This is a genomic window from Pelagibacterium nitratireducens, assembly GCF_037044555.1.
Lineage (GTDB): Bacteria > Pseudomonadota > Alphaproteobacteria > Rhizobiales > Devosiaceae > Pelagibacterium > Pelagibacterium nitratireducens.
On record NZ_CP146275.1, the window covers coordinates 2,198,744 to 2,220,673 of the forward strand.

Genomic DNA, 21,930 nt, shown 5'->3' on the forward strand with positions numbered 1-21,930 from the left:
CGGGTTTTGCGTGGATCTGGTCAGGGCGATAGCCGATAATTTCAGCTTTCTGGCTACGCTCTATCTGGCCAACTATCTTCTGGCGTTCGTTTGTTCAGTGCGCGAGATCATGAACTCGCGCACATCGCAGGGCACAATCGCCTGGCTGCTGTCCCTGCTTATCCTGCCCTTCCCCACCACGATCATCTATCTGCTGTTCGGCTGGAAACTGTTCGACGATTATGCCGAATCCCAGATCCATTCCGGCCGCACCTGGCGTCTGGCGCGATCGGAAGATCTGCGGATCGTGGACAAGAAGACAAACGATCACTGGCCGGTGCTGCGCAAGGTTGCCGAACTGCCGTTCCTGTACGGCAATTCGGCCTCGCTGCTGATCGATGGCGAGGATACGTTTGCTTCGATCATCGACGGGATTTCGCGGGCCAAGGACTATGTGCTGGTCCAGTTCTATATCATTCGCGATGACGATCTGGGCCGAAGGTTCGCCGATGCGCTGATCGAGCGGGCCGATGCGGGGGTGCAGGTCTATGTTCTGTACGACGACGCGGGCAGTCATGCCCTGCCCCGCAGCTACAAAGAACGGCTCAAGAGCCATGGCGTCAAGATCACGGGCTTCAATCATCGCCACCCGTTCCTGCGGCTCTATGGCCTGACGCGCATCAATTACCGCAATCACCGCAAGAACGTTGTTGTCGATGGGGTCGAATCCTGGGTGGGCGGGCACAATGTCGGCGACGAGTATCTGGGCAAGAACCCCAAGCTCGGACGCTGGCGCGACACCCATGTTCATGTGACCGGACCGGCCGCGCTGGCCTGCGCACTGATGTTCCGAGAGGACTGGCACTGGGCCACAGGCGAAGAATTGCCGGCCCGCTATCCCGACACCATACCGACGCCCGGCAACCAGCCGATCCTGGTGATGCCCACCGGTCCGGCCGACAAGCTCGAGGACTGCGCCATTGCGTTTACCGAAGTGATTTCAAGGGCTCGCGAACGACTGTGGATTGTCAGTCCCTATTTCGTTCCGGGCATCGAAGTCCAGACAGCGCTCTATGCCGCTTCGCTACGCGGGGTCGATGTGCGCATCCTGTTGCCGCGCAAGCCAGATCATCTGATCGTGTGGCTGGCCAGCTACGCCCATGCCGACCAGATGGTGCTGCACGGCATCAAGGTGCATCGCTATGAAAAGGGATTTCTGCACCAGAAGGTGATCCTGTGCGACGACCAGATCGCCGGTGTCGGCACCGTCAATTTCGACTACCGGTCCTTCAACATCAATTTCGAGGCAACGCTGTGGTTCACCGACAGTGACATGATCGCCAGGGTCGCGGCGATGCTCGATACCGATTTCGAGGGATCCTATCTCACGACTGAACGCAATCTGCAGCGGCGGAGCTATCCGTTTCGTCTGCTCTGTCAGGGCGCAAGGCTGTTTTCGCCGATTTTGTGACGCCAGGCTTCAGTAAACGGGCGGGGCGTACATCAGCCCGCCATTGAGCCAAAGCGCGTTCTGGCCGCGCAAAAGCTGGGCGCCGGCCACGGCGCCGAAATGCCGGGCATAGATCTCGCCATAATTGCCAACGCTGCCAATGACATCGCGCATCCAGGTCGGGCGCAAGCCGATGTCGCTGCCCACGTCTTCTTCCGCACCGAGAAGACGCCGTATCGCGGGCGTGCGAGCCGACATCATCGATTCGATATTTATGGAGGTGACCCCATACTCTTCGGCATTGATGAGCGCGTAGAGCGTGCGGCGGACAATGGCTTCCCATTGGGGATCGTTGCTGCGCACCACCGGCCCGTAAGGTTCCTTGCTCAAGCGCTCGGGAAGGATGGAATTGGAGCCCGGATCGGGCATCGTGCGGCGAATGGCCTGCAGCCAACTGGCCGCGCCGGTGACGGCATCGCATTCCCCGGCGCGATAGGCGACAGCGAGATCCTCGCGATCTTCGTAGAGCAGCTCTTCATAGGCCAGCTGGTTGAAGAAAAAGAACTCGTCGAGACGGCGCGACGCGTCGGAATTCGATGTCACGCAGATCGTTACGTCCTCAAGTTCATAGGCGGAGACCACGCCCAGGCGGTCGGGAACCATAAAGGCCTGACCGTCGAAAAATGAAGTGGTGACATAGGTCGCGCCGTACTGGGTGTCGCGGGCCATCGTCCAGGGCGAATTTCTCACGACAAGATCGACCTCTCCCATCAAGAGATGGGCAAAACGGCTCTGCCCGGAAAGCGGACGAAATTCGACACGGGAGGGATCACCAAAGACTGCCGCAGCAATGGCCCGGCACAGATCGACATCGAACCCCGACCAGAGGCCTTCGGGACTGACCTGCGCAAAGCCGGGCAGCGGGTTTGTCGCCGCGCAAATGACGTAGCCCCGAGTTCGAACCGTTTCGAGCGTGGAAATGGTGAACGGTGCGCTGGCTTCGGTTTCAGCCTCGGCCTGCTGGGCAAACGCCGTCTGCTGGCCACCCAGAAGCATGGCGGCCAAAAGGGCTGCACTGGCAGGAATCCGCAAAAAACGCCACACTGAATGCAAGCTCGACGCGGGCGGACCCGCTCCTATGAAAATGGATCGCCATATTGGCATGGGTCCATGACGGGTCAAGGCGCGTCAGCCGTTTCCCCCGACAATTCGATTTTACTGCACGTTTGATATTTAGCGGTACAGGCCGCGCCCTGGGGCCGGCCTGTACCTGTCCGATCGCTGATATCGGCCGATATCAGTGCAGAATCTGGCTCAGGAAGAGTTTCGTGCGTTCGTGTTGGGGGTTCGAGAAGAACGCTTCGGGCTCGTTCTGCTCGATGATCTGCCCCTGATCCATGAAGATCACCCGATTGGCGACCTGACGCGCGAAACCCATTTCGTGGGTGACGCAGATCATGGTCATGCCATCCTCGGCAAGTTGCACCATCACTTCGAGCACTTCCTTGATCATCTCGGGATCGAGCGCCGAGGTGGGCTCGTCAAACAGCATGATCTTGGGGTTCATGCACAGTGAGCGGGCGATCGCCACGCGCTGCTGCTGGCCGCCGGAGAGCTGGCCGGGGAATTTGGCGGCCTGCTCGGGAATCTTGACGCGCTCGAGATATTTCATGGCCTGCTCTTCGGCCTCGGCTTTGGGTGTGCCGCGCACCCAGATCGGCGCCAGGGTCAGGTTCTGCAAGATAGTCAGATGCGGGAACAGGTTGAAGTGCTGGAACACCATGCCGACCTCGCGCCGGACCTCGTCGATCCGCTTGATGTCGTTGGTCAATTCGATCCCATCGACGATGATGTCGCCCTGCTGATGCTCTTCGAGACGGTTGACGCACCTGATCAGGGTCGACTTGCCCGAGCCCGAGGGGCCAGCGATGACGATACGCTCGCCGCGCATGACCTTGAGATCGATATCGCGCAGAACGTGGAAATCACCGTACCACTTGTTCATGTTGGTGATTTCAATGGCGACATCGGTTTCCGATACCGTCATCTTGGTGCGATTGGGCTGGTGAGCCGTGTCCATATCTGCTGTCATTGTGACTTACCTCTTGTGCCCGGTGTGAAGTCGATTTTCCATGTAGATGGAATATCGCGACATGCCGAAGCAGAATATCCAGAATACCATGCCGGCGAAAATGTAGCCCGTAATTGCCTGGGACGACGATGCCCAGACAGCGTCGGACCCGGCGGCGCGCACTGTGTTGAGCAGTTCAAAAATACCGATGATCGAGACCAGCGAGGTATCCTTGAACAGCGCGATGAACGTGTTCACGATGCCCGGAATGACGTGCTTGAGGGCCTGAGGCAGAATGATCAGCCCCATGGTCTTGACCTTGTTCAGGCCAAGCGCGGACGAGGCCTCGTACTGCCCACGCGGCATGGCCTGAAGCCCGCCACGCACCACTTCGGCCATATAGGCGGACTCGAACAGGATGATGCCGATAATGGCCCGCAACAGCGTATCGGGATTGACCCCGCGCGGCATGAACAGAGGGAACATGACCGCCGCCATGAACAAAACGGTTATGAGCGGAACGGCACGCCAGACTTCGATGAAGGCAATACAGAAGCCTTTTATGACCGGCAGCCGGGACTGGCGGCCGAGTGCCAGCAGAATGCCGATGGGGAGCGAGCAGATGATGCCGATCAGCGAGATGATAAGCGTGAGGGTCAGACCGCCCCACTGCCCGCTCGGCACCGGACGCAGCCCCAGAATACCGCCGGCCATCAGGAAATAGGCAATAACGGGAAAGACCACGAAGAACAGCACGGCGGCCGTCCGCACGAACGGCATTCTGGGCACCAGAAGCGGGATGAGCAGCACAATCGCCATGACGAACATGAGATTGACGCGCCAGATCTGATCGTCGGGGTAAAAGCCGTAAATGAAGAAGCTGAAACGCGACTGGATGAAAATCCAGCAGGCGCCGATCCCCTCGCCCCGACATGCATCACCGCGAACGCCTTCGGGATCGCTGAACACGGCATCGCCGATCATGTAGCCGTAGATCGGCGGCACGATCATGGCCACCACAAGGATGCCCACGATGGTCAGGATCGTATTGCCAGGCGAAGAGAAAAGGTTCTCTTTCATCCAGGCCCAGATCCCCGACGTCCGTCCCGGAGGGGGGAGCGGTTGGGCAATTTCGGTGCGAACAAAAACGACATCGCTCATGATTGTGCCCTCACCGTTCGACCAGCGCGACGCGCGCGTTATACCAATTCATAAATACCGAGGTTACCAGCGAGAAGGTGAGGTAAACCGCCATGGTCAGCGCAACGATCTCGATGGCCCGCCCACTCTGGTTGAGCGCCGTTCCCATGAACACGTTGACCAGTTCGGGAAAGCCGATGGCTGCGCCGAGTGACGAGTTCTTGGTGAGGTTGAGGTATTGCGAGGTCAGGGGCGGCACGATAACCCGCATGGCCTGAGGGATAACCACCAGACGCATGCGGTCGGTATCGCGAAGTCCCAGTGCCGACGCCGCCTCGACCTGTCCGTAGTTCACCGACTGGATACCGGCCCGGACGACTTCGGCGATGAAGGCGGAGGTGTATATCACCAGCCCCAGCAACAGGGCCGTCAACTCGGGCGGGACCGTGAAGCCTCCCGAATAGTTAAAGCCCTGGAGCGCCGGGTAGTCGATCTCGATGGGCGCGCCGCTGATGAAAAAGGCGACAGCGAAGATGGCGACGAATATGGCGATGAGCGGAAGCCAGATGGGATGGCGCTGGCCGGTCAGCTCGATTTTCCTGATCGTGCGACGGCGCCACCAGATGGCAGCGGCCAGCGCCAGGATGAACCCGGCAATGATGATCAGGAAGCGCGCGTCGGTGACGATGGCCGGGATATAAAGGCCGCGCTGATTGAGGAACACCGCTTCGCCCAGCGCGAAACTCTGCCGGACGGCCGGCAAGGCGTTGAGCAGAAGGAAATACCAGAAGAGCAACTGCAGCAGCAGCGGCACGTTTCGCATGATTTCGACATAAACCATGCCGAGCTTGCGCACGATCCAGTTTGGCGAAAGCCGCGCAATGCCGATGGTGAACCCGAGGATCGTGGCAAAGAATATGCCGACCACGGCGATGAGCAGCGTGTTGAGAATGCCGACGATATAGACCTCGAAATAGGTCGAGGCGCGCGTGAAATCGATCAGCGAAAACGATATCTGAAATCCGGAGGTCTGGGTGAGGAATGCAAAACCGGTGCTTCGGCTCTGCTGTTCCAGATTGTAAGCTGCGTTCGACTGCAACCACCAGACCAGGAGTACAATTCCGAGAACCATGGCCGCCTGATAGACGAACGCACGCACTTTGGGATTGTAGATCAGGGATGCATCGAGCGCCGGCCGGGCTTTGGAAGCCGGCCCCTTGTTCGTAGCGTCGGTCATCTTGTGCCTTTGCCCCATGTCAGGGTCACAACAACCCTGCAGTCACTTCGCAGCGAGTGGGATGCGCTGAAGCGAGGTCTGTAACCAATACCCCCGGCGGCGCGAGCGCCGCCGGGGAGGCAGTAAAGACGGTTAGCGAACCGGCGGCGCGTACATGATGCCGCCGTCGTTCCAAAGCGCGTTCAGGCCGCGCTCAAGACCGAGCGGAGTGTCCGGACCGACGTGAGCTTCGTAGCTTTCACCATAATTGCCGACCTGGCTGATGATGTTATAGCCCCAATCTGTCGAGAGGCCGATCGGCGTACCGAAATCGCCCTCGACGCCCAGCAGACGCAGAATGGAGGGGTTTTCCGAACCGAGCATGTCGTCGACGTTTTCCGAGGTTACGCCGAGTTCTTCAGCATTGACCATCGTGAACAGGGTCCACTTGGCAATGTTGAACCACTGGGTATCACCAGCGCGAACGACCGGGCCGAGAGGCTCCTTGGAAATGATTTCCGGAAGAATGATGTGGTCGGACGGTGTGGGGAACTGCGAACGCTCGGCAGCGAGAGCCGAGGAGTCAGTGGTGTAGGCGTCACAGCGGCCGTCGAGATAGGCCTGAGTGACTTCGTCACGCGTGACAAAGACGACGGCGTTGGAAAGATCCATACCGTTGGCCGCGAAGTAGTCGGCCAGGTTGAGTTCGGTGGTCGTGCCCGCTTCAACGCAGACAGCAGCGCCCGAAAGATCAAGAGCCGAGGTCACGCCGGCATCGGCGCCGACGATGAAGCCCTGACCGTCATAGAACATCGTGCCCGTAAAGCTCAGGCCGAGGTCGGTATCGCGGGTCATGGTCCAGGTCGTGGTGCGCGAGAGAACATCGACATTGCCGTTGGCAAGGCTTTCAAAGCGCGACGTGGAGGTCAGCGGCGTGTAGCGAACGGCTTCAGCATCGCCGAAAATCGCCGCGGCCATGCCACGACAGAAGTCGACTTCAAGACCCGTCCAGTTGTTGTTTTCGTCAGGGAACGAGAAGCCCGGGACGCCTTCGGTCACGCCGCACTGCAGGTAGCCTCGCTCCATGACCTCGTCGAGCGTCTGTGCAAACGCTGCAGACGAAGTCGTGGCGACAGCGGCGGCCACGGCGCAAGTGATGAGTTGTTTTTTCATAGGATTGCCTTTGTTTCCTAACCCTTTTTATGGAGCTGGTGCGTTGCCGCCCGCTCCTCTTATCCCGCTTGTGGGCGGGAAGCAGCGCCCTATTGCCATCGAGCGCATTGCTGGGCAGCATCGAAGCGCAGTTTTACTGTTTGCGTCAAGGGCAAAAGCGATACGAAAATAGTCACTTGCCGGCGCTCGCCTAAATTAGAAGCAATAATACTGACCTTTTGTCAGTGACCCAGGCCGGAGTAACATGTCAGACCTAGAAAAAACCGCTATATTCCAATCGGGTACGGAGACGTTCCTGACGCATGGCGGCCGCGATCCCAATGCTCAACACGGTTTCGTCAATACGCCCGTCTACCGGGGCAGCACGGTCATTTTCGATACATTGGCCGAACTCGACGATGCGCGGATCCGATACCGGTATGGCCGGCAGGGCACGCCGCTGACCGACGGGCTGGAAGCGATGATAACCGAGCTCGAAGGGGCCGCGGGCACCGTTTTAACCCCATCGGGGGTGTCGGCAATTTCCTTGGCATTTCTTACGTGTTTGTCGGTAGGCGACGAAGTTCTCATTACCGATTCCGTTTACGAGCCAACCCGAAGATTTGCCGACTCCGTGCTCAAGCGGATGGGAATCACGACCCGCTATTTCGATCCGAGAATCGGAAGCGGGATCGCCGATATGACGACCGAGAACACCCGGGCCGTGTTTATGGAGAGCCCCGGGTCGCTGACGTTTGAAATCCAGGATCTGCCGGCCATCACCGAAGCGCTTTCAGGGCGCGATATTGCCGTGATCGTCGACAATTCGTGGGCCACGCCGCTGTTTTACAAGCCACTCTCGCTGGGTGCCGATATCATCATTCATTCGGCAACAAAGATGTTCGTCGGCCATTCGGATGCGATGATGGGCACGGTTTCGGCCAATGATGCGTATCTGGATCGTCTGGTCCAGACGCACAGGACCTTCGGCCTTATCGCCTCCCCCGACGACACCTATCTGGCCACGAGAGGCATGCGCACGCTCGCCGTCCGCATGAAGGAGCATCAGGCCCGCGCGCTCGAGCTGGCCGGTTGGATTGAGCGGTTGGGGGGCATCGAGGTGCTGCATCCCGCCCTGCCCTCACATCCGGACAATCACCTGTTCGCACGCGATTTTTCCGGGTCGGGCTGCTTGTTTTCGATCGTCCTGCCGCCAGCGCCGCGGCAAGCCATTGCGGCCATGGTGGACCCCATGACTGTTTTCGGCATGGGCTATTCGTGGGGCGGTTTTGAAAGCCTGATCCTGCCGTCGGACCCCAGGCGCATAAGGACGGCCGTGCCCTGGGAGGCGCGCGGCAATCTGTTGCGCATCCATGTCGGGTTTGAAGATCTCAACGATCTCAAAGCCGATCTGGGCGACGGGATTGCGCGCTATTTGAAGAGCGCGGGGATATGACGGCGGCGCAGCCAGCGCATGAGCGGCTTGAAGGCTGAGAACATGCGATAATCAACGTGGGCGCCTTGCATGCGCATGCCCCAGCGGCGGGTGACAAAATAATCGCGAACCACGATCGCCGAGGCCAGTCCGACAAAGGATCCGGCGATCACATCGGAAAGATAGTGATCGCCGACGACGATGCGGCTGAGGCCGATGGCAAAGCCGAAAGCGATAAACCAACCATGAAACCGCCGGTTGGTCAGCGTCCGAAGCACGAGCGCAAAGGCCACGGCGGTCGTTGCGTGGCCCGAGGGAAAGCTGTGGAAACTCCAGTCGAGCAACTCAAAGGGCCTCAAATGGAGAACGCCAAGATCTTCGAGATACATGGGACGCGCGCGCCCGATGATGCGCTTGAGAACAACCGTCACCAGGCCGGAAATGGCAATGGTGGCAAATATATAGGCTGAGATGGCAACGATACCGCGTGCGGCCCAGGCCCAACTGTAGGAAAGCCTGAGTTGCAAGGCGCCAGCGCACACGAGGCCGGCAACCAGGGTGGGGATGAGCAGCCAGTCGGACTTGCCAAGATCGGTTATGAACCGAAAAAACGCGCGCTCACCCGACGGCCAATTGCGCAGGGCCTCGGTGACCGGACCATCGAGCATGACGGCGAGAGCCAGCAGACCCAGGATCGTCCACAAGGGCCACCAGAACAGGACTTTTGCCTGCCGGTGCCGTTCCATGACGGCTTTGAACCACTGGACGGTAAAGGTTTCAGGAGCCAGCACTTTTCCCCAATCTCCATAATCATGGGCATTCGCGGGTCGCCAAAGACTTCAGGGTCCTGACCCCAGTTTCGGTCGAGACCCGGTAACATGCCTTGCCCTGTGAGAAAAGAATGTGTATCGCAACACCGATGGCCATGTCGGGGTATAGCTCAGCCTGGTAGAGCACCGGTTTTGGGAACCGGGGGTCGCAAGTTCGAATCTTGCTGCCCCGACCATTGGCCAGCCATGGGATTTGTTGATTATGGTCGCACGCATCTATCGCCCCGCCCGCAACGCGATGCAGTCGGGCAAAGGCAAGAGCCAGGACTGGGTGCTGGTGTTCGAGCCCGAAGTGGCCCGTTCGATCGAGCCGCTGATGGGTTACACCTCGTCTGGCGACATGAAGCAGCAGATCAAATTGCGCTTCGATACGCTCGAAGACGCCGAATCCTATGCACGCCGCGAAGGCATCCCCTATGTGGTGCAGCCGGCGCAGGAGTCGACCATCAAGAAGGTCAGCTATCCCGATAATTTCCGAGTCGACCGCAAGACGCCCTGGACGCATTGAGGCGTCCCTGAGGTCGATAGCTTGGGGCTATGTGTTGCCACGCATACGCATCCACAGCGCGATCGATAATGTGTGCTCGACTGGCGATCGGCGGCGATCGCATTTCTAGACCGCCGCTGCCATCTGCCAGGATGGGCAGGTGGCTATATCGACACTTGCGGTAAACGCGAGGCTCCCGCGGTTGCAATGGGCATGACCAAGCCAGCATACTCGGCCGAGCAAATCACTAGGCTGTTCAAAAGGACACTGGCCAAGAACAGAACTGGGCTTGCGGATCTGATTTCAAATCAGAACTCGCATGAAACTCCAATACGAATGCCTTCCTCACCGACTGTTACTTCCCCTTCGAGAATCTGCTGCTCATTGCCATCCGACGTCGCATCCGCATACAGACATGCCGCTATGGGTGCAGAGATTGCAGCCGCACCAGCCACAAGCAGCCACACTGCCAGTGGAATCGGATCGTCCGTCAATACAATATTACTCTCACTACCGTCAGCGCTCGAGTAGAAGTACTTATGGACAAACGCTGAATCAGTCTCAAAAGCGAACTGATCCACCAATGCCAGTTCGACATCTTCCACCCGAAGTTGATCTGGCAAGTCTTGAGATAGACCAAGCTCGACGGGTACATTTATGCGAATTGGAACCGTTCTTCCATTCGCCAGAGAGAGACCCTCAAACGAGTAAGTCCCGTCGACTGGCTCCTGCTGACCCACTGCATAGAGCGATGTCGTTATGAGAAGCCCCTCATAATATTGGCTGGCCTCAACAGTCGCAAACTCGTCATTTGCAAAGCTGGTTAAAGGGGAGAACGCAGTAACCGCCGCCATTGAAATTGCTACGATATTTTTCATCTTCGACCCTCCTTAAAAAGCGTTAAATTTAGCAGAAACCCTGTTGTCTACACAAGCGCGGAATAAATATTCAGTAGATTTTACTTGTATGGACCGAGTTAGCGTCAAGTTGTCTGAGAATTACCCTCCTCTTTTCGGGAGAGACACAATGTCGGCACCGGTGGCGATTTGCCTGGATGAATTCGAGTTTGGGTGGCCGCCACGCAAACATATTTGGAAAAGAGCACGCTTTGGCGCGCTTGGAATATCTCCAAAGTGGGCATTGACCTGCAGCGGCAGGGAATGCCATGCGCAAATCGTCGCCGCAGCTTAAATCACCGGTGCGCGGGCAAAACCCTTGAGCAGAATCGGTCCGGTCGGGCGGCCGGTGGGCGAGCCGCCTGCCGGCTCGAGCGTGATTTCATAGAGCTGATCGGGCTGGGGCGCGGGCAGATTGGGGCCGCCCAGCACCAGATCGCTCGCCTCGCGGAAGGTGCCCAGTGAGACCGGGCCGGTCTGAGGGTCAGGCAAGGTCCAGACTTCAAGGGTCGACCCGGCGGGCGCGACAAGAGCTTCAAGCGGCACGATGCGGACACTGTCGTCTGCGAAAGCCTCGATGATGGCGCCGGGCTCCATGTCGTCTCCGACAAGAACGGCCACGACGAGGGGGGCCTGAGGTGTCGGGCCGAGGGACTGACCGCCGAAATACCCTACCCCCAGCGACAGAACGATGGCGGCCGCCATGCCGGCCCAGCGCGGAAGGCTAAAGGCCCGCGAAGGGCGATTGGTGTTGGCCGCAGGCGGCGCCTTGGGCGCTGTGTCGATCGCGGATTCGATTTTTGACCAGAGATCGGCCGACACAGCCTCGGGCGTTACCGTTGAGTCGAGGGCGTCAAAATTATTCTGCAGCGCGGCGACCTGGCGCGCCAGTTCGGGTTCGCTGGCGAGGCGCGCTTCAAACCGCGCCTGCTCTTCGCCTTCGAGAAGTCCCAGCACATATTGGGCGATCATGTGTTTGGTTTCAGATGGTGCCGTCATCCCAGACACTCCTGCAAGGCGCTCATGCCGCGCCTGATCCAGGCCTTGACCGTGCCCAGTGGCGCATCGAGCTTGGCGGCGACTTCACCGTGGGTGAGGCCGGTGACGTAGCACAGGAGAATTGCCGTGCGCTTTTTTGCGTCGAGTTGTTTCAGGCACCCTTTGAGCGCGTGCCGCTCGGGCAGCAACTCGTAGGCGTTGCTGGCATCGCCGGTTCTGTCGCCCATGGCTTCGAGGGTCTGGCTATCGACGTGATCGACGCGCCCGGCATCGCGCAAAAGGTTAAGCGCCCGGTTGCGCACGATGCGGGTGATCCAGCCGCGCGCCTCGCCATATTTGGGATCGTACTGGCCCGAGCGCTGCCAGATGGCCACGAACGCATCCTGCACGACTTCCTCGGCCAGATCGGAGCGGCGCACGATGCGGCGGGCCACGGCAAGCAGCCGCCCGGCTTCCATACGAAACAGGGCTTCAAGGGCGGATCTGTCGCCTTTGGCAATCTCGATAACCAATGAATTCACCTGTGCCGCCGCGCCCTGCTCGTTCATCGCTCCCCACACCTCGGCATCACCTTTCCGGACACTCTACACACGACAAACCGCTTCAGATGCAAAAAAACAAAAAAGTCATCGCGCCGGTGCATCCGGATTGGCGACTGGCGGGTAGAGCCAGTGTGACCATCACGCGCTCCGCGGACTTCGGGGAGCAAACAGATTGAAAAATCAGGAGAAACGCAATGTCCCATCGCACTCTTACCCGCGCCGCTCTTATCGGCACCAGCTTTTTCGCGCTGACCGGCGCCGCGCTGGCCCAGCCGGCCGTCGGCCTTGCCGGTGACAAGACGCTCGTCATGTTCGATACCGAAACGCTCATGGTCGAAGGCATGATGGAAGTGACCGGCGTCGACAGCCTGTTCGGCATCGACCAGCGCCCGGCCGACAACATGCTCTATGGCGTTGATTCCGACTATAATATCGTGACGATCGACCCCGCGACCGGCGAAGCCACCGTGGTTTCGACCATCACCGAAACCATCGGCGGCGACTACGCCATGGTCGATTTCAACCCGATGGCCGACCGCCTGCGTTTCATGGGTTCGGACGGAACCAATCTGCGCATCAACGTCGATACGGGTGAAACCATTGTCGATGGCAGCCTGCAGTTTGCCGAGGGCGACGCAAACGCCGATGCCGATTTCACCGTGGTTGCGACCGCTTACATCAACTCGATCGGCTCGCCCGAAGCGACGGCGATGTATGACATCGAATGGTCGATGCTGGCGCTGCTGCAGCAGACCGCTCCCAATGACGGCACGCTGGAGACCCGCGGCATGCTGGGGATCGACGATGCCGATGCGATCGCTTTCGATATCTTTGCCGAAGAGATCGACATGAACACGGCTTATCTGGTTGCCAACATGACCCTTTATACGGTCGATCTGGAATCGGGTGCGGCGAGCGAAGTTGGCATGATCGACGGGCTCGACGTCACGCTCCGCGACGTGGCCGTCTGGCACGAAGGCATGTAATTGCGCTGTAGCGCTCGATGATTTGGGGCGGCGCGGTGCGCCGCCCTTTTTGTTGGATCAGCCCAGCGGTGTCCAGCGGCTGTCGTCCTTTGAGGATTTGACCGCGGCCATGATGAATTCCATGCCTTCGACACCGTCATCGAGGGTCGGAAGCAGCCCCTCAAACTCTGCTCCATCGCCGCGGATGATTGCGGCAAACTGGCTGTAGATCGTGGCGAAAGCCTCCAGATAGCCTTCCGGGTGGCCGGCCGGAATGCGGACCCCCATGGCACCGGCGGCAGAGCCATCGATGGCGCCGCCGCGGGTGAGGAGCTGTTTGGGTTTGCCGAACTCGGTGAACCACATGTAATTGGGATTGTCCTGCCGCCATTCGATTCCGGCCTTTTCGCCATAGACGCGAAGCTGGAGGCCGTTTTCACATCCGACGGCCACCTGGGAAGCCCAGAGCATGCCTTTGGCTCCACCATCGAAGCGCAGCATGATGTGGACGTTGTCATCGAGCTGGCGACCGGGCACGAAGGCGTCGAGATCGGCCGAGACGGCAGAGGTTTTCAGGCCCGTGACGTAGCGGGCGAGATTATAGGCATGGGTGCCGATATCGCCGATGGCGCCGCCGGCACCAGATTTGGAGGGATCGGTGCGCCAGGCGGCCTGCTTGTTGTCATCTCCCGCTTCAACGGCCAGCCAATCCTGGGGATATTCGACCTGGACGACGCGGAGTTTTCCCAAGGCACCGGATTCGACAAGCGCACGGGCCTGACGGATCAGCGGGTAGCCGGTATAGTTGTGGGTCAGAAGGAATTTGGCACCGTTTTTCGGCTGGACCTTCTGCAGGGCACGGGCGTCTTCGATTGAAGAGGTCAGCGGCTTGTCGCAGATGACGTGGATGCCGGCTTCGAGAAACGCCTTGGCCGGGGCGAAGTGCATGTGATTGGGCGTGACGATGGCGACCGCCTCGATGCCGTCCTCGCGCGCGGCTTCGGCGCGGGCCATCTCGGCGAAATCGGTATAGATTCGATCCTCGGCCAGCCCGAGATTTTTGCCGCTTTCCCGGGCGACTTCAGCGCGCGAGGACAGCGCACCGGCGACCAGTTGATAATCGCCATCGATACGTGAAGCGATACGGTGGACATAGCCGATGAAGGCCCCCGTGCCGCCGCCCACCATGCCGAGGCGGATGGGGCGTTTTCCGTTTTCTGCCATTGAAATTCTCCTAATCTTTTCGGTCGCGCTTCCGAACCGCAAAAGTGGTGTCCATCCGCGATCAGGTCCAGGACATGCTTTTGCCGGAAGCCTCTAGTCGAGACCGAGCATCTTGCGGTTGGCTGCACGATCGGTACCAGCACCGGCGAAATCATCGAAGGCTTTTTCGGTGACGCGGATGATGTGGCTGGCGATGAATTCGGCGCCTTCGCGCGCGCCGTCCTCGGGATGCTTGAGGGCGCATTCCCATTCGAGCACGGCCCAGCCGGCGAAATCATAGGCGGTCAGCTTGGAGAAGATGGCGGCAAAATCGACCTGGCCATCGCCGAGCGACCGGAAGCGCCCTGCCCGATCCACCCAGGACTGGAACCCGCCATAAACGCCCTGACGGCCCGTCGGGTTGAACTCGGCGTCCTTGACGTGGAACATTTTGATCCGCTCGTGATAGATGTCGATGTAGTCGAGATAATCGAGCTGCTGGAGCACGAAGTGGCTCGGATCGTAGAGCAGGTTGGCGCGGGGGTGATTGTTCACGCGATCGAGGAACATTTCGTAAGAAATGCCATCGTGCAGATCCTCACCCGGATGGATTTCATAGCAAAGATCGACCCCGGCCTCGTCGAACTTGTCGAGGATCGGCGTCCAGCGGCGGGCCAATTCGTCAAAGGCTTCTTCGACGAGCCCGGCGGGGCGCTGGGGCCAGGGGTAGATATAGGGCCAGGCCAGAGCGCCCGAGAAGGTGCCGTGCTCGGTCAGCCCCATATTCTGTGAGGCCCTGGCCGCCCAGAGCAATTGCTGGACTGCCCATTGCTGGCGTGCTTTGGGATTGCCCCTGACCTCGGGGGCGGCAAAACCGTCGAAGGCGGTATCGTAGGCAGGGTGAACCGCGACCAGCTGGCCCTGCAGATGGGTGGAGAGTTCAGTGATCTCGACGCCGTGGCTGGCGGCGATGCCCTTGAGTTCGTCGCAGTAATCTTTTGATTCGGCTGCTTTTTGCAGGTCGATGAAGCCGGAAACCCAGGTCGGGATTTGCACGCCCTTGTAGCCCAGGCTCGCAGCCCATTTGCAGATGTTGTCGAGCGTATCGAACGGCGCCGCGTCTGCGGCGAATTGGGCGAGAAATATCGCCGGGCCCTTCAAAGTGCGCATTGAAATGTCCTCCTCGGTTGGCAGCGGCTTTTCCGCTCTTTGACGTACGTGCGTCAGGTGAAAACGTTTACACGATAGATGCCCTGCTCGGACAGTCAAGCGAGGCAAGGCACAGCGTTCAATAAAAAATCGCGGCGCATGGTCCCCCCACCATGCGCCGCGACCGGGAGGAGCCCGTGAAAGGAAGGTCCCGGCGGTTTCCCGTCAGACCAGAAGCGCCTGTGCCTCCACCGGTCCGAGGGCGTCGGGGCGCTCACACGTGGTGGTGAGCGTAATAGCCTCTCCGATCTCGCCCGACTTAAGGATCGAGGTCATGACGTCGACGCCGTGCAGCGTGGTTTCGAGCGAACAGCGCGGTTTGCGGCCGGCGTCGATGGCCAGCATCATGTCGGCAAGACCCGCGGTGCGGTAGTTGGCGAAGGGCGGGCCATTCGGACGCTCCCAATTGGCGACACCGAGCGGGTGCTTCCAAGGCTCGACGACGTCGCGCGCGCCATCGCGGCGGGCCAGGGTCAGCTCGCCACCGAAGAAATTGGGATCGGGCACATAGAGCGAGCCGTCGGTGCCGTAGATTTCCATGTTGGAGTGCTGGTGCGCCTCGACGTCCCAGGACGCTCCAAGCGTTACGAGCGCGCCATTGTGAAATTCGAGCACGGCGTGAATGGTCGTCGGTGTTTCGACGGTAACGTACTGGCCCTTGCGCGGCTCGCTGGTGATTTCGCGGCGCTCGCGCGGGGTCGACGAAAAGGCCGTCACCCGTTTGACTGGTCCGATCAGATTGATGAGATTGGCGACGTAATAGGGTCCGATATCGAGGATCGGCCCCGCGCCCGGCTTGAAGAAGAAGTCGGGATTGGGGTGCCAGTGCTCAAGGCCGAAGCTCATGACGTGGCATGTCCCCGACGTCACCCGGCCAATGGCCCCTTCATCGATCAGGGCGCGGGCCTGCTGATGGGCACCGCCGAGGAACGTGTCCGGCGCGCAGCCGATCTGCTTTCCGGCCTTCTGTGCAGCTTTGCGCAAATCCTCGCCTTCCTCGAGGGAAAGGACCAGAGGCTTTTCGGAATAGGCGTGCTTGCCGGCCGAGACGATCTCTTTCGATATTGTGTAGTGCACATCGGGAATCGTCAGATTGACGATAACGTCGAGTTCGGAATTGGCCATGAGTTGATCGGGCGTCTGGGCCGCGACGTTGAACTCATCGGCGCGCGCCTTTGCAGCCTCGGGAATTATGTCTGCAACCGCCCTCACCTCGATGCCCTTGAACAGGGGCGCGAGCTTGAGATAGGCCGCTGAAATATTGCCGGCACCCAGAATACCGACGCCGTATGTCTTGCTCATTTTCTGGTCCTAGAGAGCTTTTGCCGTCGCAATGGAGCGCGCGGCAAAGCGTTCGAGATCATTGGGATTGTCGTGTTCCATGACGAAGTATTTCGCCTTGGACTTGGCTTTGAGATCGGCAAACAGGCCCTTCCACGGCACGGTGCCATGGCCGAGATCGGCCCAGCCATCCTCATCGGCGGCCTCACCCTCGGGCGCAATGTCCTTTAAGTGGACGGCGACGATGCGATCGGCATATTTGTCAATCCAGCTCTTGGGATCGTCCTCGCCGCGCACCACCCAGGCCACATCCATTTCCCAATCGAGTTCGGGCGCTTCGGTGAGCAGGATTTCCATGGGCGTGCGTCCGCTGTCGAGCGGCCAGAATTCGAAATGGTGGTTGTGCCAGCCGAAACCAAAACCCTGGTCGCGGTAATATTTGGCGAGTTCGCCGAGTTCGCGGGCCAGTTCGGTCCACTTCTCGTCGGACTGTTTCCAATATTCCTGTCCGATGAACGGGCAGAAGATGGTCTCCAGGCCCAGCGTTTGGGCGAGTTCGGTGGCTTTGGGCTTGTCGCGCAACTGGTCGAGCCCGATATGACCGGTTGGCATGGTCAACCCGCTGGCGTCGAGGTCGCGGCGCAGCCCGGTCGGATCGGTATAGAGCGCGCCAAACCCTTCAACGCTGGCGTAGCCAAGACGTGAAAGCAGCGCGAAAACGTCGCTGAACGGGGGAAAATTGCGCGCGCTGTAGAGCTGAAACGAAAAATCGGTCACTGGATACTCCCTAAATTCGGTCGCCGTTTTCGGCATTGAAGATCGACGCCCGCGCCGGATCAAAGCCAAGCTTTATCTTTTGTCCCATTTTGAGATTGAGTTCGCTATCGGCCCGGAAGGTAAATTCGTGCTTTCCGAGCTTGGCCCACGCGATGGTGTCGGACCCCATGGGCTCGACGATCTCGATTTCGGAGTCGAAATTGACGGGCTGGGTGGTAGCGGCTTCGCCCACGACGACGTGTTCGGGACGAACCCCCAATATGGCCTTGGTCTTGAGATTTTCGTTGCCCGCGGCAAAGCCGTAGCTGTCCATGTTCAAAGGCGCGCCATCGGCGTTGAAGGTCTTGCCGCTCAATTCGCCGTTGATGAAATTCATCGAGGGTGAGCCGATAAATCCGGCGACGAACAGGTTGACCGGATTGTTGTAGATCGCGTGCGGCGTGTCGAGCTGCTGGATAATTCCGTCGCGCATGATGGCGATGCGATCGGCCAGCGTCATGGCCTCGATCTGGTCGTGGGTGACGTAGATCATGGTGTTTTCAAGCCGCTGGTGCAGGCGCTTGATTTCCACGCGCAGGTCCGAGCGCAGCTTGGCGTCGAGATTGGACAACGGCTCGTCGAACAGGAACACATCCACATCGCGCACCAGGGCCCGCCCGATGGCCACGCGCTGGCGCTGGCCGCCCGAAAGGTTGGCCGGCTTGCGCTCGAGCAGCGGCTCGATCTGGAGCATTTCGGCAGCACGGGCCACGCGACGCTCGATATCGTCTTTCTTGTGGCCGGCAACCCGAAGGCCGAATGTGAGGTTTTTTTTCACCGTCATCTGCGGGTAGAGCGCATAGGACTGAAACACCATGCCGATGCCGCGGTCCTTGGGCTCGTCCCAGGTAACGTTCTTGCCGGAGATGAAAATCTGTCCGCCACTGACGTCGAGCAGACCGGCAATGCAGTTGAGCAGGGTTGATTTTCCGCAGCCCGACGGGCCGAGCAGTACAAGAAATTCTCCCTGCTGGACGTCGAGGTCCATACGCTCAAGCACCTTGACGGCCCCGAAACTGAGGGAGAGATCCCTGATCGATACGCTTTGTTGCATTGCACTCATCCTTTCACCGCACCAGCGGCAACGCCTCGCACGAACAATCTGCCGGAGACGAAATAGACGATCAGCGGCACCAGGCCCGTAAGCATCGTGGCCGCCATGTTGACGTTGTATTCGGGGCTGCCCTGCGCCGAATTGACGATATTGTTGAGCTGCACCGTCATGGGGTAATTCTGCGTTCCCGCGAAGACAACGCCGAACAGGAAGTCGTTCCAGATGCCGGTCACCTGCAGGATCAGGGCCACCACGATGATGGGAAGACTCATGGGCAGCATGATCTCGAAAAATATCCGCCAGAACCCTGCCCCGTCGACGCGGGCTGCCTTGAACAACTCCACCGGTAGCGAGGCGAAATAGTTGCGGAACAGCAGGGTCAGGATGGGCATCCCGAATACGGTGTGAACAAGCACGACTGCCGGTATCGTTCCGAATATGCCGAGATCGCGCGTGATCATGACCAGGGGATAGAGCATCACCTGATAAGGGATGAACGACCCAAAGATCAGGATGGCAAAGAATATTTCGGAGCCTTTGAACTTCCAGTTTACCAGCGCATATCCATTCACGGCTGCAACGCTCGTTGAAATGATCACGCTGGGGATCAGGATTTTCACAGAGTTCCAGAAGCCAGGGCTAAGCCCTTGGCAGGTCAGCCCCGTACACGCCGTGGACCAGGCCTTCACCCATCCATCGCCGGAAAACTCCAGCGGTGGCGCGAAAATATTGCCGAACCGGATTTCCGGCATCGTCTTGAACGAGGTCATGATCATGACGTAGAGCGGAAAAAGGTAGTAGAGACACGCAACGAACAGGATCGAATACATTATGATCCGGCGGGGCGTGAAAAACGGCTTGGGTCGCGGGCCATGGGGCGCTGAGGTATCGAGCTGACGCCCGACGGCGTCCGTCGCAACAGTGCCGGAAAGCGCGGCTGGATTGCTCATGATTTCTTCCCCCCGCCGAATTCGAGATAGGCCCATGGAATGATGATGATCATGACGGTCAAAAGCATCATGGTCGATGCGGCGAGGCCCTGGCCGATGTTGCCCGCTGTGAACATGTAGTCATAGACGTATTTGGCAGGGACTTCCGATGCGATACCGGGGCCACCTTTGGTGAGCGCCACCACAAGATCATAAAGGCGCACGATACCCGATCCGATAATCACGACCGCCGTGACCATAACGCCGCGCATCATCGGCAAGACAACGAAGAGGTAGGTTTTCCAGGTCGGAATGCCGTCGACGCGCGACGCCTTCCAGATTTCTTCGTCGATGCCGCGCAGACCGGCGAGCATCAGGATCATGACAAACCCTGTTCCCTGCCACAGACCTGCGATCAGGAGCGCATAGATCACCATGTCGGATTGCGCGATCCAGTCGAACCGGAAACTTTCCCACCCCAGATTGCGCATGGTGCCCTGCAGGCCGAGCGTGGGGTTCATGATCCACTGCCAGACCAGGCCCGTCACAATGAACGAGAGGGCAAAGGGGTAGAGCATGATGGTGCGGAAGGCGCTCTCGAAGCGGATTTTCTGGTCCATCAGAACCGCCAGCAGAAAGCCGATCACCATGGTAAAAACCAGCGAGAAACTGCCATAGATCAGCAAGTTGCGAATGGAAATGTTCCACCGCGACGTCGCGAAAAGACGCTGATATTGTTCCAGCCCGACAAACGTGTTGTTTGGCAGTAGCCGTGATGCGGTGAACGAGTACCAGATCGTCCAGGCCGTGCAGCCCACGAACACGACCAGCACAGTCACGACCATGGGCGTCGCGGCGATTTTCGCGGGGATATTGCGCGTGAGCGCCCGAAGCAGTCGGCGCAGAGGGCCTGAGCCCTCGCCAGGGGATGTATTTGCCGTTGTATCAGTCAAAACGATATGCCTCCGATGCGAGGTCTGCGGCCGGTCCTTGTCCGACCGGCCGCAGGCTCAGACTATGAAGAGAACTTCAGCTTAGTCCGCACTCTCGATCAGGCTGGCATAGCGCTCGATGTAGTCATCGACGGTGATCGAGTCGTTGTCGATGAACTCTTTGGTCAGGTCGTTGAGCTGAGCCATTGTATCGCTGGTCAACGTGGCTTCACCGGAGGGCAGCAAACCATTGTCGAGCAATTCGATGGCCTTGGTCATGCAGGCATTGGCCTGGCTCAGGTCGATATCCGTACGGATCGGCATCGAACCCTTCTTGAGGTTGAAGGCAAGCTGGGCCTCCTGGGACACGATGATCCGCGCAAGTTCGGTCTGTGCCTCGATCACTTCAGGGTCAGTGCCTTCAGGCAGGACAGGGAAGTAGAAGGAGTCGCCACCACCCGACAGCTGGTCGTTCAGACCGAGGCCGGGAATGCACTCATAGTCTTCACCAGGAACACCGCCGGCAATCTGCAGATCGCCCTGCAGCCAGTCACCATGGATGTTGCCGGCAGCTTCGCCAGCAAGCAGCTGGTTGCCCACGTCGCCGAATGTCGGGACCATCGTATCGGCCGAGATCACGCTACGCAGATTGTCGAGCGCTTCAGCAACTTCCCGGAATTCCGGGCCACGAACGGCGTCAGCATTCTTGTCGCGATTGATTGCGAGAACCAGATCCGTCCCGCCAATACCGGCCATCAGCACACCGGGGACACCATCGATCGGCCAACCGGTACCGAGGCCGAATGGCAGAATTCCAGCTTCCTCGAGGGCTGGCCAGCTCTCCACATACTCGTTCCAATTGGTCGGAACGGGCTGGCCGATCTCTTCGTAGGCAGCCGTGGAAAGCCACAGCCAGTCCCAGGAGTGAATGTTGATCGGGAAGCAGTAGATGCGGCCCTCGTAGGTGCACGGCTCGAGCAGCGTTTCATCCACGAAAAACTCCCGCAGCCCGACTTCGTCCGCGATGTCGGTCAAATCGCGCATCAGGCCAGCCGCGATCAGCTCCTCGGCTTCGCGACCGGTGTTGAGCTGGGTTGCACCCATGGGGTCGCCACCAATGATGCGGCTGAGAATAACGGGGTTGGCACCGGTTCCCGAACCACCCAGTGCGCTGTCGACCCAGGTGTGGCCGGTTTCTTCCTCGAAAATGCGCGCAAACTCGGCGATCGATGCCGCTTCACCAGCGGACGTCCACCAATGGGTAACTTCAAGTTCGGCCGCCGATACGGCGGTCGTCGACATCAGGGCGACCGCAATGGATGCGGCCACTGTGAAATTCTTCAT

At 59.3% G+C, this 21,930-nt stretch carries 21 protein-coding genes and 1 tRNA gene; 5 read left to right on the forward strand and 17 right to left on the reverse strand.

Annotated features, from left to right (window positions below):
- Positions 1-10: 10 nt before the first annotated feature.
- On the forward strand, positions 11-1,450 hold the full coding sequence (gene cls / locus V6617_RS10895; protein ID WP_338607001.1) for a cardiolipin synthase: 1,440 nt from the start codon (positions 11-13) through the stop codon (positions 1,448-1,450).
- A 9-nt stretch (positions 1,451-1,459) separates the two neighbouring features.
- Here cls and V6617_RS10900 read toward each other — a convergent pair whose 3' ends face one another.
- From V6617_RS10900 to V6617_RS10920, 5 genes are all read right to left on the reverse strand, one after another.
- The gene (locus V6617_RS10900) at positions 1,460-2,533 is read right to left on the reverse strand and encodes an amino acid ABC transporter substrate-binding protein (protein WP_338607002.1); all 1,074 of its coding nucleotides are present in this window, start codon (positions 2,531-2,533) and stop codon (positions 1,460-1,462) included.
- A 193-nt stretch (positions 2,534-2,726) separates the two neighbouring features.
- Positions 2,727-3,521 carry an amino acid ABC transporter ATP-binding protein gene (locus V6617_RS10905; protein ID WP_338607003.1) on the reverse strand — a complete coding sequence of 265 codons (795 nt, stop codon included), beginning with the start codon at positions 3,519-3,521 and terminating at the stop codon, positions 2,727-2,729.
- Positions 3,522-3,527: 6 nt separating this feature from the next.
- Positions 3,528-4,661: an amino acid ABC transporter permease gene (locus V6617_RS10910; protein ID WP_338607004.1), complete on the reverse strand. Its 1,134-nt coding sequence runs from the start codon at positions 4,659-4,661 to the stop codon at positions 3,528-3,530.
- Between the two features lie 10 nt (positions 4,662-4,671).
- Positions 4,672-5,877, reverse strand: a complete 1,206-nt coding sequence (locus V6617_RS10915; RefSeq protein ID WP_338607005.1) for an ABC transporter permease subunit — start codon at positions 5,875-5,877, stop codon at positions 4,672-4,674.
- Between the two features lie 132 nt (positions 5,878-6,009).
- The gene (locus V6617_RS10920) at positions 6,010-7,029 is read right to left on the reverse strand and encodes an amino acid ABC transporter substrate-binding protein (protein WP_338607006.1); all 1,020 of its coding nucleotides are present in this window, start codon (positions 7,027-7,029) and stop codon (positions 6,010-6,012) included.
- A gap of 244 nt (positions 7,030-7,273) precedes the next feature.
- Between V6617_RS10920 and metC the strand changes: the two genes are divergently transcribed.
- Positions 7,274-8,464, forward strand: coding sequence for a cystathionine beta-lyase (gene metC / locus V6617_RS10925; protein ID WP_338607007.1), 1,191 nt, complete (start codon positions 7,274-7,276; stop codon positions 8,462-8,464).
- On the opposite strand, the gene V6617_RS10930 is transcribed toward metC, so the two are convergent.
- Positions 8,440-9,234 carry a phosphatase PAP2 family protein gene (locus V6617_RS10930; protein ID WP_338607008.1) on the reverse strand — a complete coding sequence of 265 codons (795 nt, stop codon included), beginning with the start codon at positions 9,232-9,234 and terminating at the stop codon, positions 8,440-8,442. The two genes, metC and V6617_RS10930, sit on opposite strands and share 25 nt — an antisense overlap.
- A gap of 138 nt (positions 9,235-9,372) precedes the next feature.
- Between V6617_RS10930 and V6617_RS10935 the strand changes: the two genes are divergently transcribed.
- Both V6617_RS10935 and V6617_RS10940 read left to right on the forward strand, forming a co-directional pair.
- A tRNA-Pro gene (locus tag V6617_RS10935) sits at positions 9,373-9,449 on the forward strand.
- A 26-nt stretch (positions 9,450-9,475) separates the two neighbouring features.
- Positions 9,476-9,781: an ETC complex I subunit gene (locus V6617_RS10940; RefSeq protein ID WP_338607009.1), complete on the forward strand. Its 306-nt coding sequence runs from the start codon at positions 9,476-9,478 to the stop codon at positions 9,779-9,781.
- A 287-nt stretch (positions 9,782-10,068) separates the two neighbouring features.
- Here the strand turns inward: V6617_RS10940 and V6617_RS10945 are convergent, their stop codons facing one another.
- The 3 genes from V6617_RS10945 to V6617_RS10955 all read right to left on the reverse strand — a co-directional run bounded on the left by V6617_RS10945 (position 10,069) and on the right by V6617_RS10955 (position 12,203).
- Positions 10,069-10,638 carry a hypothetical protein gene (locus tag V6617_RS10945; protein ID WP_338607010.1) on the reverse strand — a complete coding sequence of 190 codons (570 nt, stop codon included), beginning with the start codon at positions 10,636-10,638 and terminating at the stop codon, positions 10,069-10,071.
- Between the two features lie 309 nt (positions 10,639-10,947).
- Entirely contained in the window at positions 10,948-11,655 is a 708-nt protein-coding gene (locus tag V6617_RS10950) for an anti-sigma factor (protein WP_338607011.1), read from the reverse strand.
- A complete protein-coding gene (locus V6617_RS10955) occupies positions 11,652-12,203 on the reverse strand; it encodes a sigma-70 family RNA polymerase sigma factor (RefSeq protein WP_338607012.1) in 552 nt (183 codons plus the stop codon). Before V6617_RS10955 ends, V6617_RS10950 begins: the two co-directional genes overlap by 4 nt.
- Positions 12,204-12,391: 188 nt before the next feature.
- On the opposite strand from V6617_RS10955, the gene V6617_RS10960 reads away from it, so the two are divergent.
- Positions 12,392-13,183 carry a DUF4394 domain-containing protein gene (locus V6617_RS10960; protein ID WP_338607013.1) on the forward strand — a complete coding sequence of 264 codons (792 nt, stop codon included), beginning with the start codon at positions 12,392-12,394 and terminating at the stop codon, positions 13,181-13,183.
- A 57-nt stretch (positions 13,184-13,240) separates the two neighbouring features.
- Here V6617_RS10960 and V6617_RS10965 read toward each other — a convergent pair whose 3' ends face one another.
- The 8 genes from V6617_RS10965 to V6617_RS11000 form a co-directional block, all read right to left on the reverse strand.
- Positions 13,241-14,386: a Gfo/Idh/MocA family oxidoreductase gene (locus tag V6617_RS10965; protein ID WP_338607014.1), complete on the reverse strand. Its 1,146-nt coding sequence runs from the start codon at positions 14,384-14,386 to the stop codon at positions 13,241-13,243.
- Positions 14,387-14,479: 93 nt separating this feature from the next.
- A complete protein-coding gene (locus V6617_RS10970) occupies positions 14,480-15,535 on the reverse strand; it encodes a sugar phosphate isomerase/epimerase (protein WP_338607015.1) in 1,056 nt (351 codons plus the stop codon).
- 204 nt (positions 15,536-15,739) lie between these two features.
- Complete coding sequence (locus V6617_RS10975) at positions 15,740-16,876, reverse strand: Gfo/Idh/MocA family oxidoreductase (protein ID WP_338607016.1); 1,137 nt, start codon at positions 16,874-16,876, stop codon at positions 15,740-15,742.
- 9 nt (positions 16,877-16,885) lie between these two features.
- Positions 16,886-17,632, reverse strand: coding sequence for a sugar phosphate isomerase/epimerase (locus V6617_RS10980; RefSeq protein WP_338607017.1), 747 nt, complete (start codon positions 17,630-17,632; stop codon positions 16,886-16,888).
- Between the two features lie 10 nt (positions 17,633-17,642).
- Positions 17,643-18,725 carry an ABC transporter ATP-binding protein gene (locus V6617_RS10985; protein WP_338607018.1) on the reverse strand — a complete coding sequence of 361 codons (1,083 nt, stop codon included), beginning with the start codon at positions 18,723-18,725 and terminating at the stop codon, positions 17,643-17,645.
- A gap of 5 nt (positions 18,726-18,730) precedes the next feature.
- Positions 18,731-19,675: a carbohydrate ABC transporter permease gene (locus V6617_RS10990; RefSeq protein WP_338607019.1), complete on the reverse strand. Its 945-nt coding sequence runs from the start codon at positions 19,673-19,675 to the stop codon at positions 18,731-18,733.
- Entirely contained in the window at positions 19,672-20,499 is an 828-nt protein-coding gene (locus tag V6617_RS10995) for a sugar ABC transporter permease (RefSeq protein ID WP_338610689.1), read from the reverse strand. The genes V6617_RS10990 and V6617_RS10995 overlap by 4 nt, the downstream gene beginning before the upstream one ends.
- 189 nt (positions 20,500-20,688) lie before the next feature.
- On the reverse strand, positions 20,689-21,930 hold the full coding sequence (locus V6617_RS11000) for an ABC transporter substrate-binding protein (RefSeq protein WP_338607020.1): 1,242 nt from the start codon (positions 21,928-21,930) through the stop codon (positions 20,689-20,691).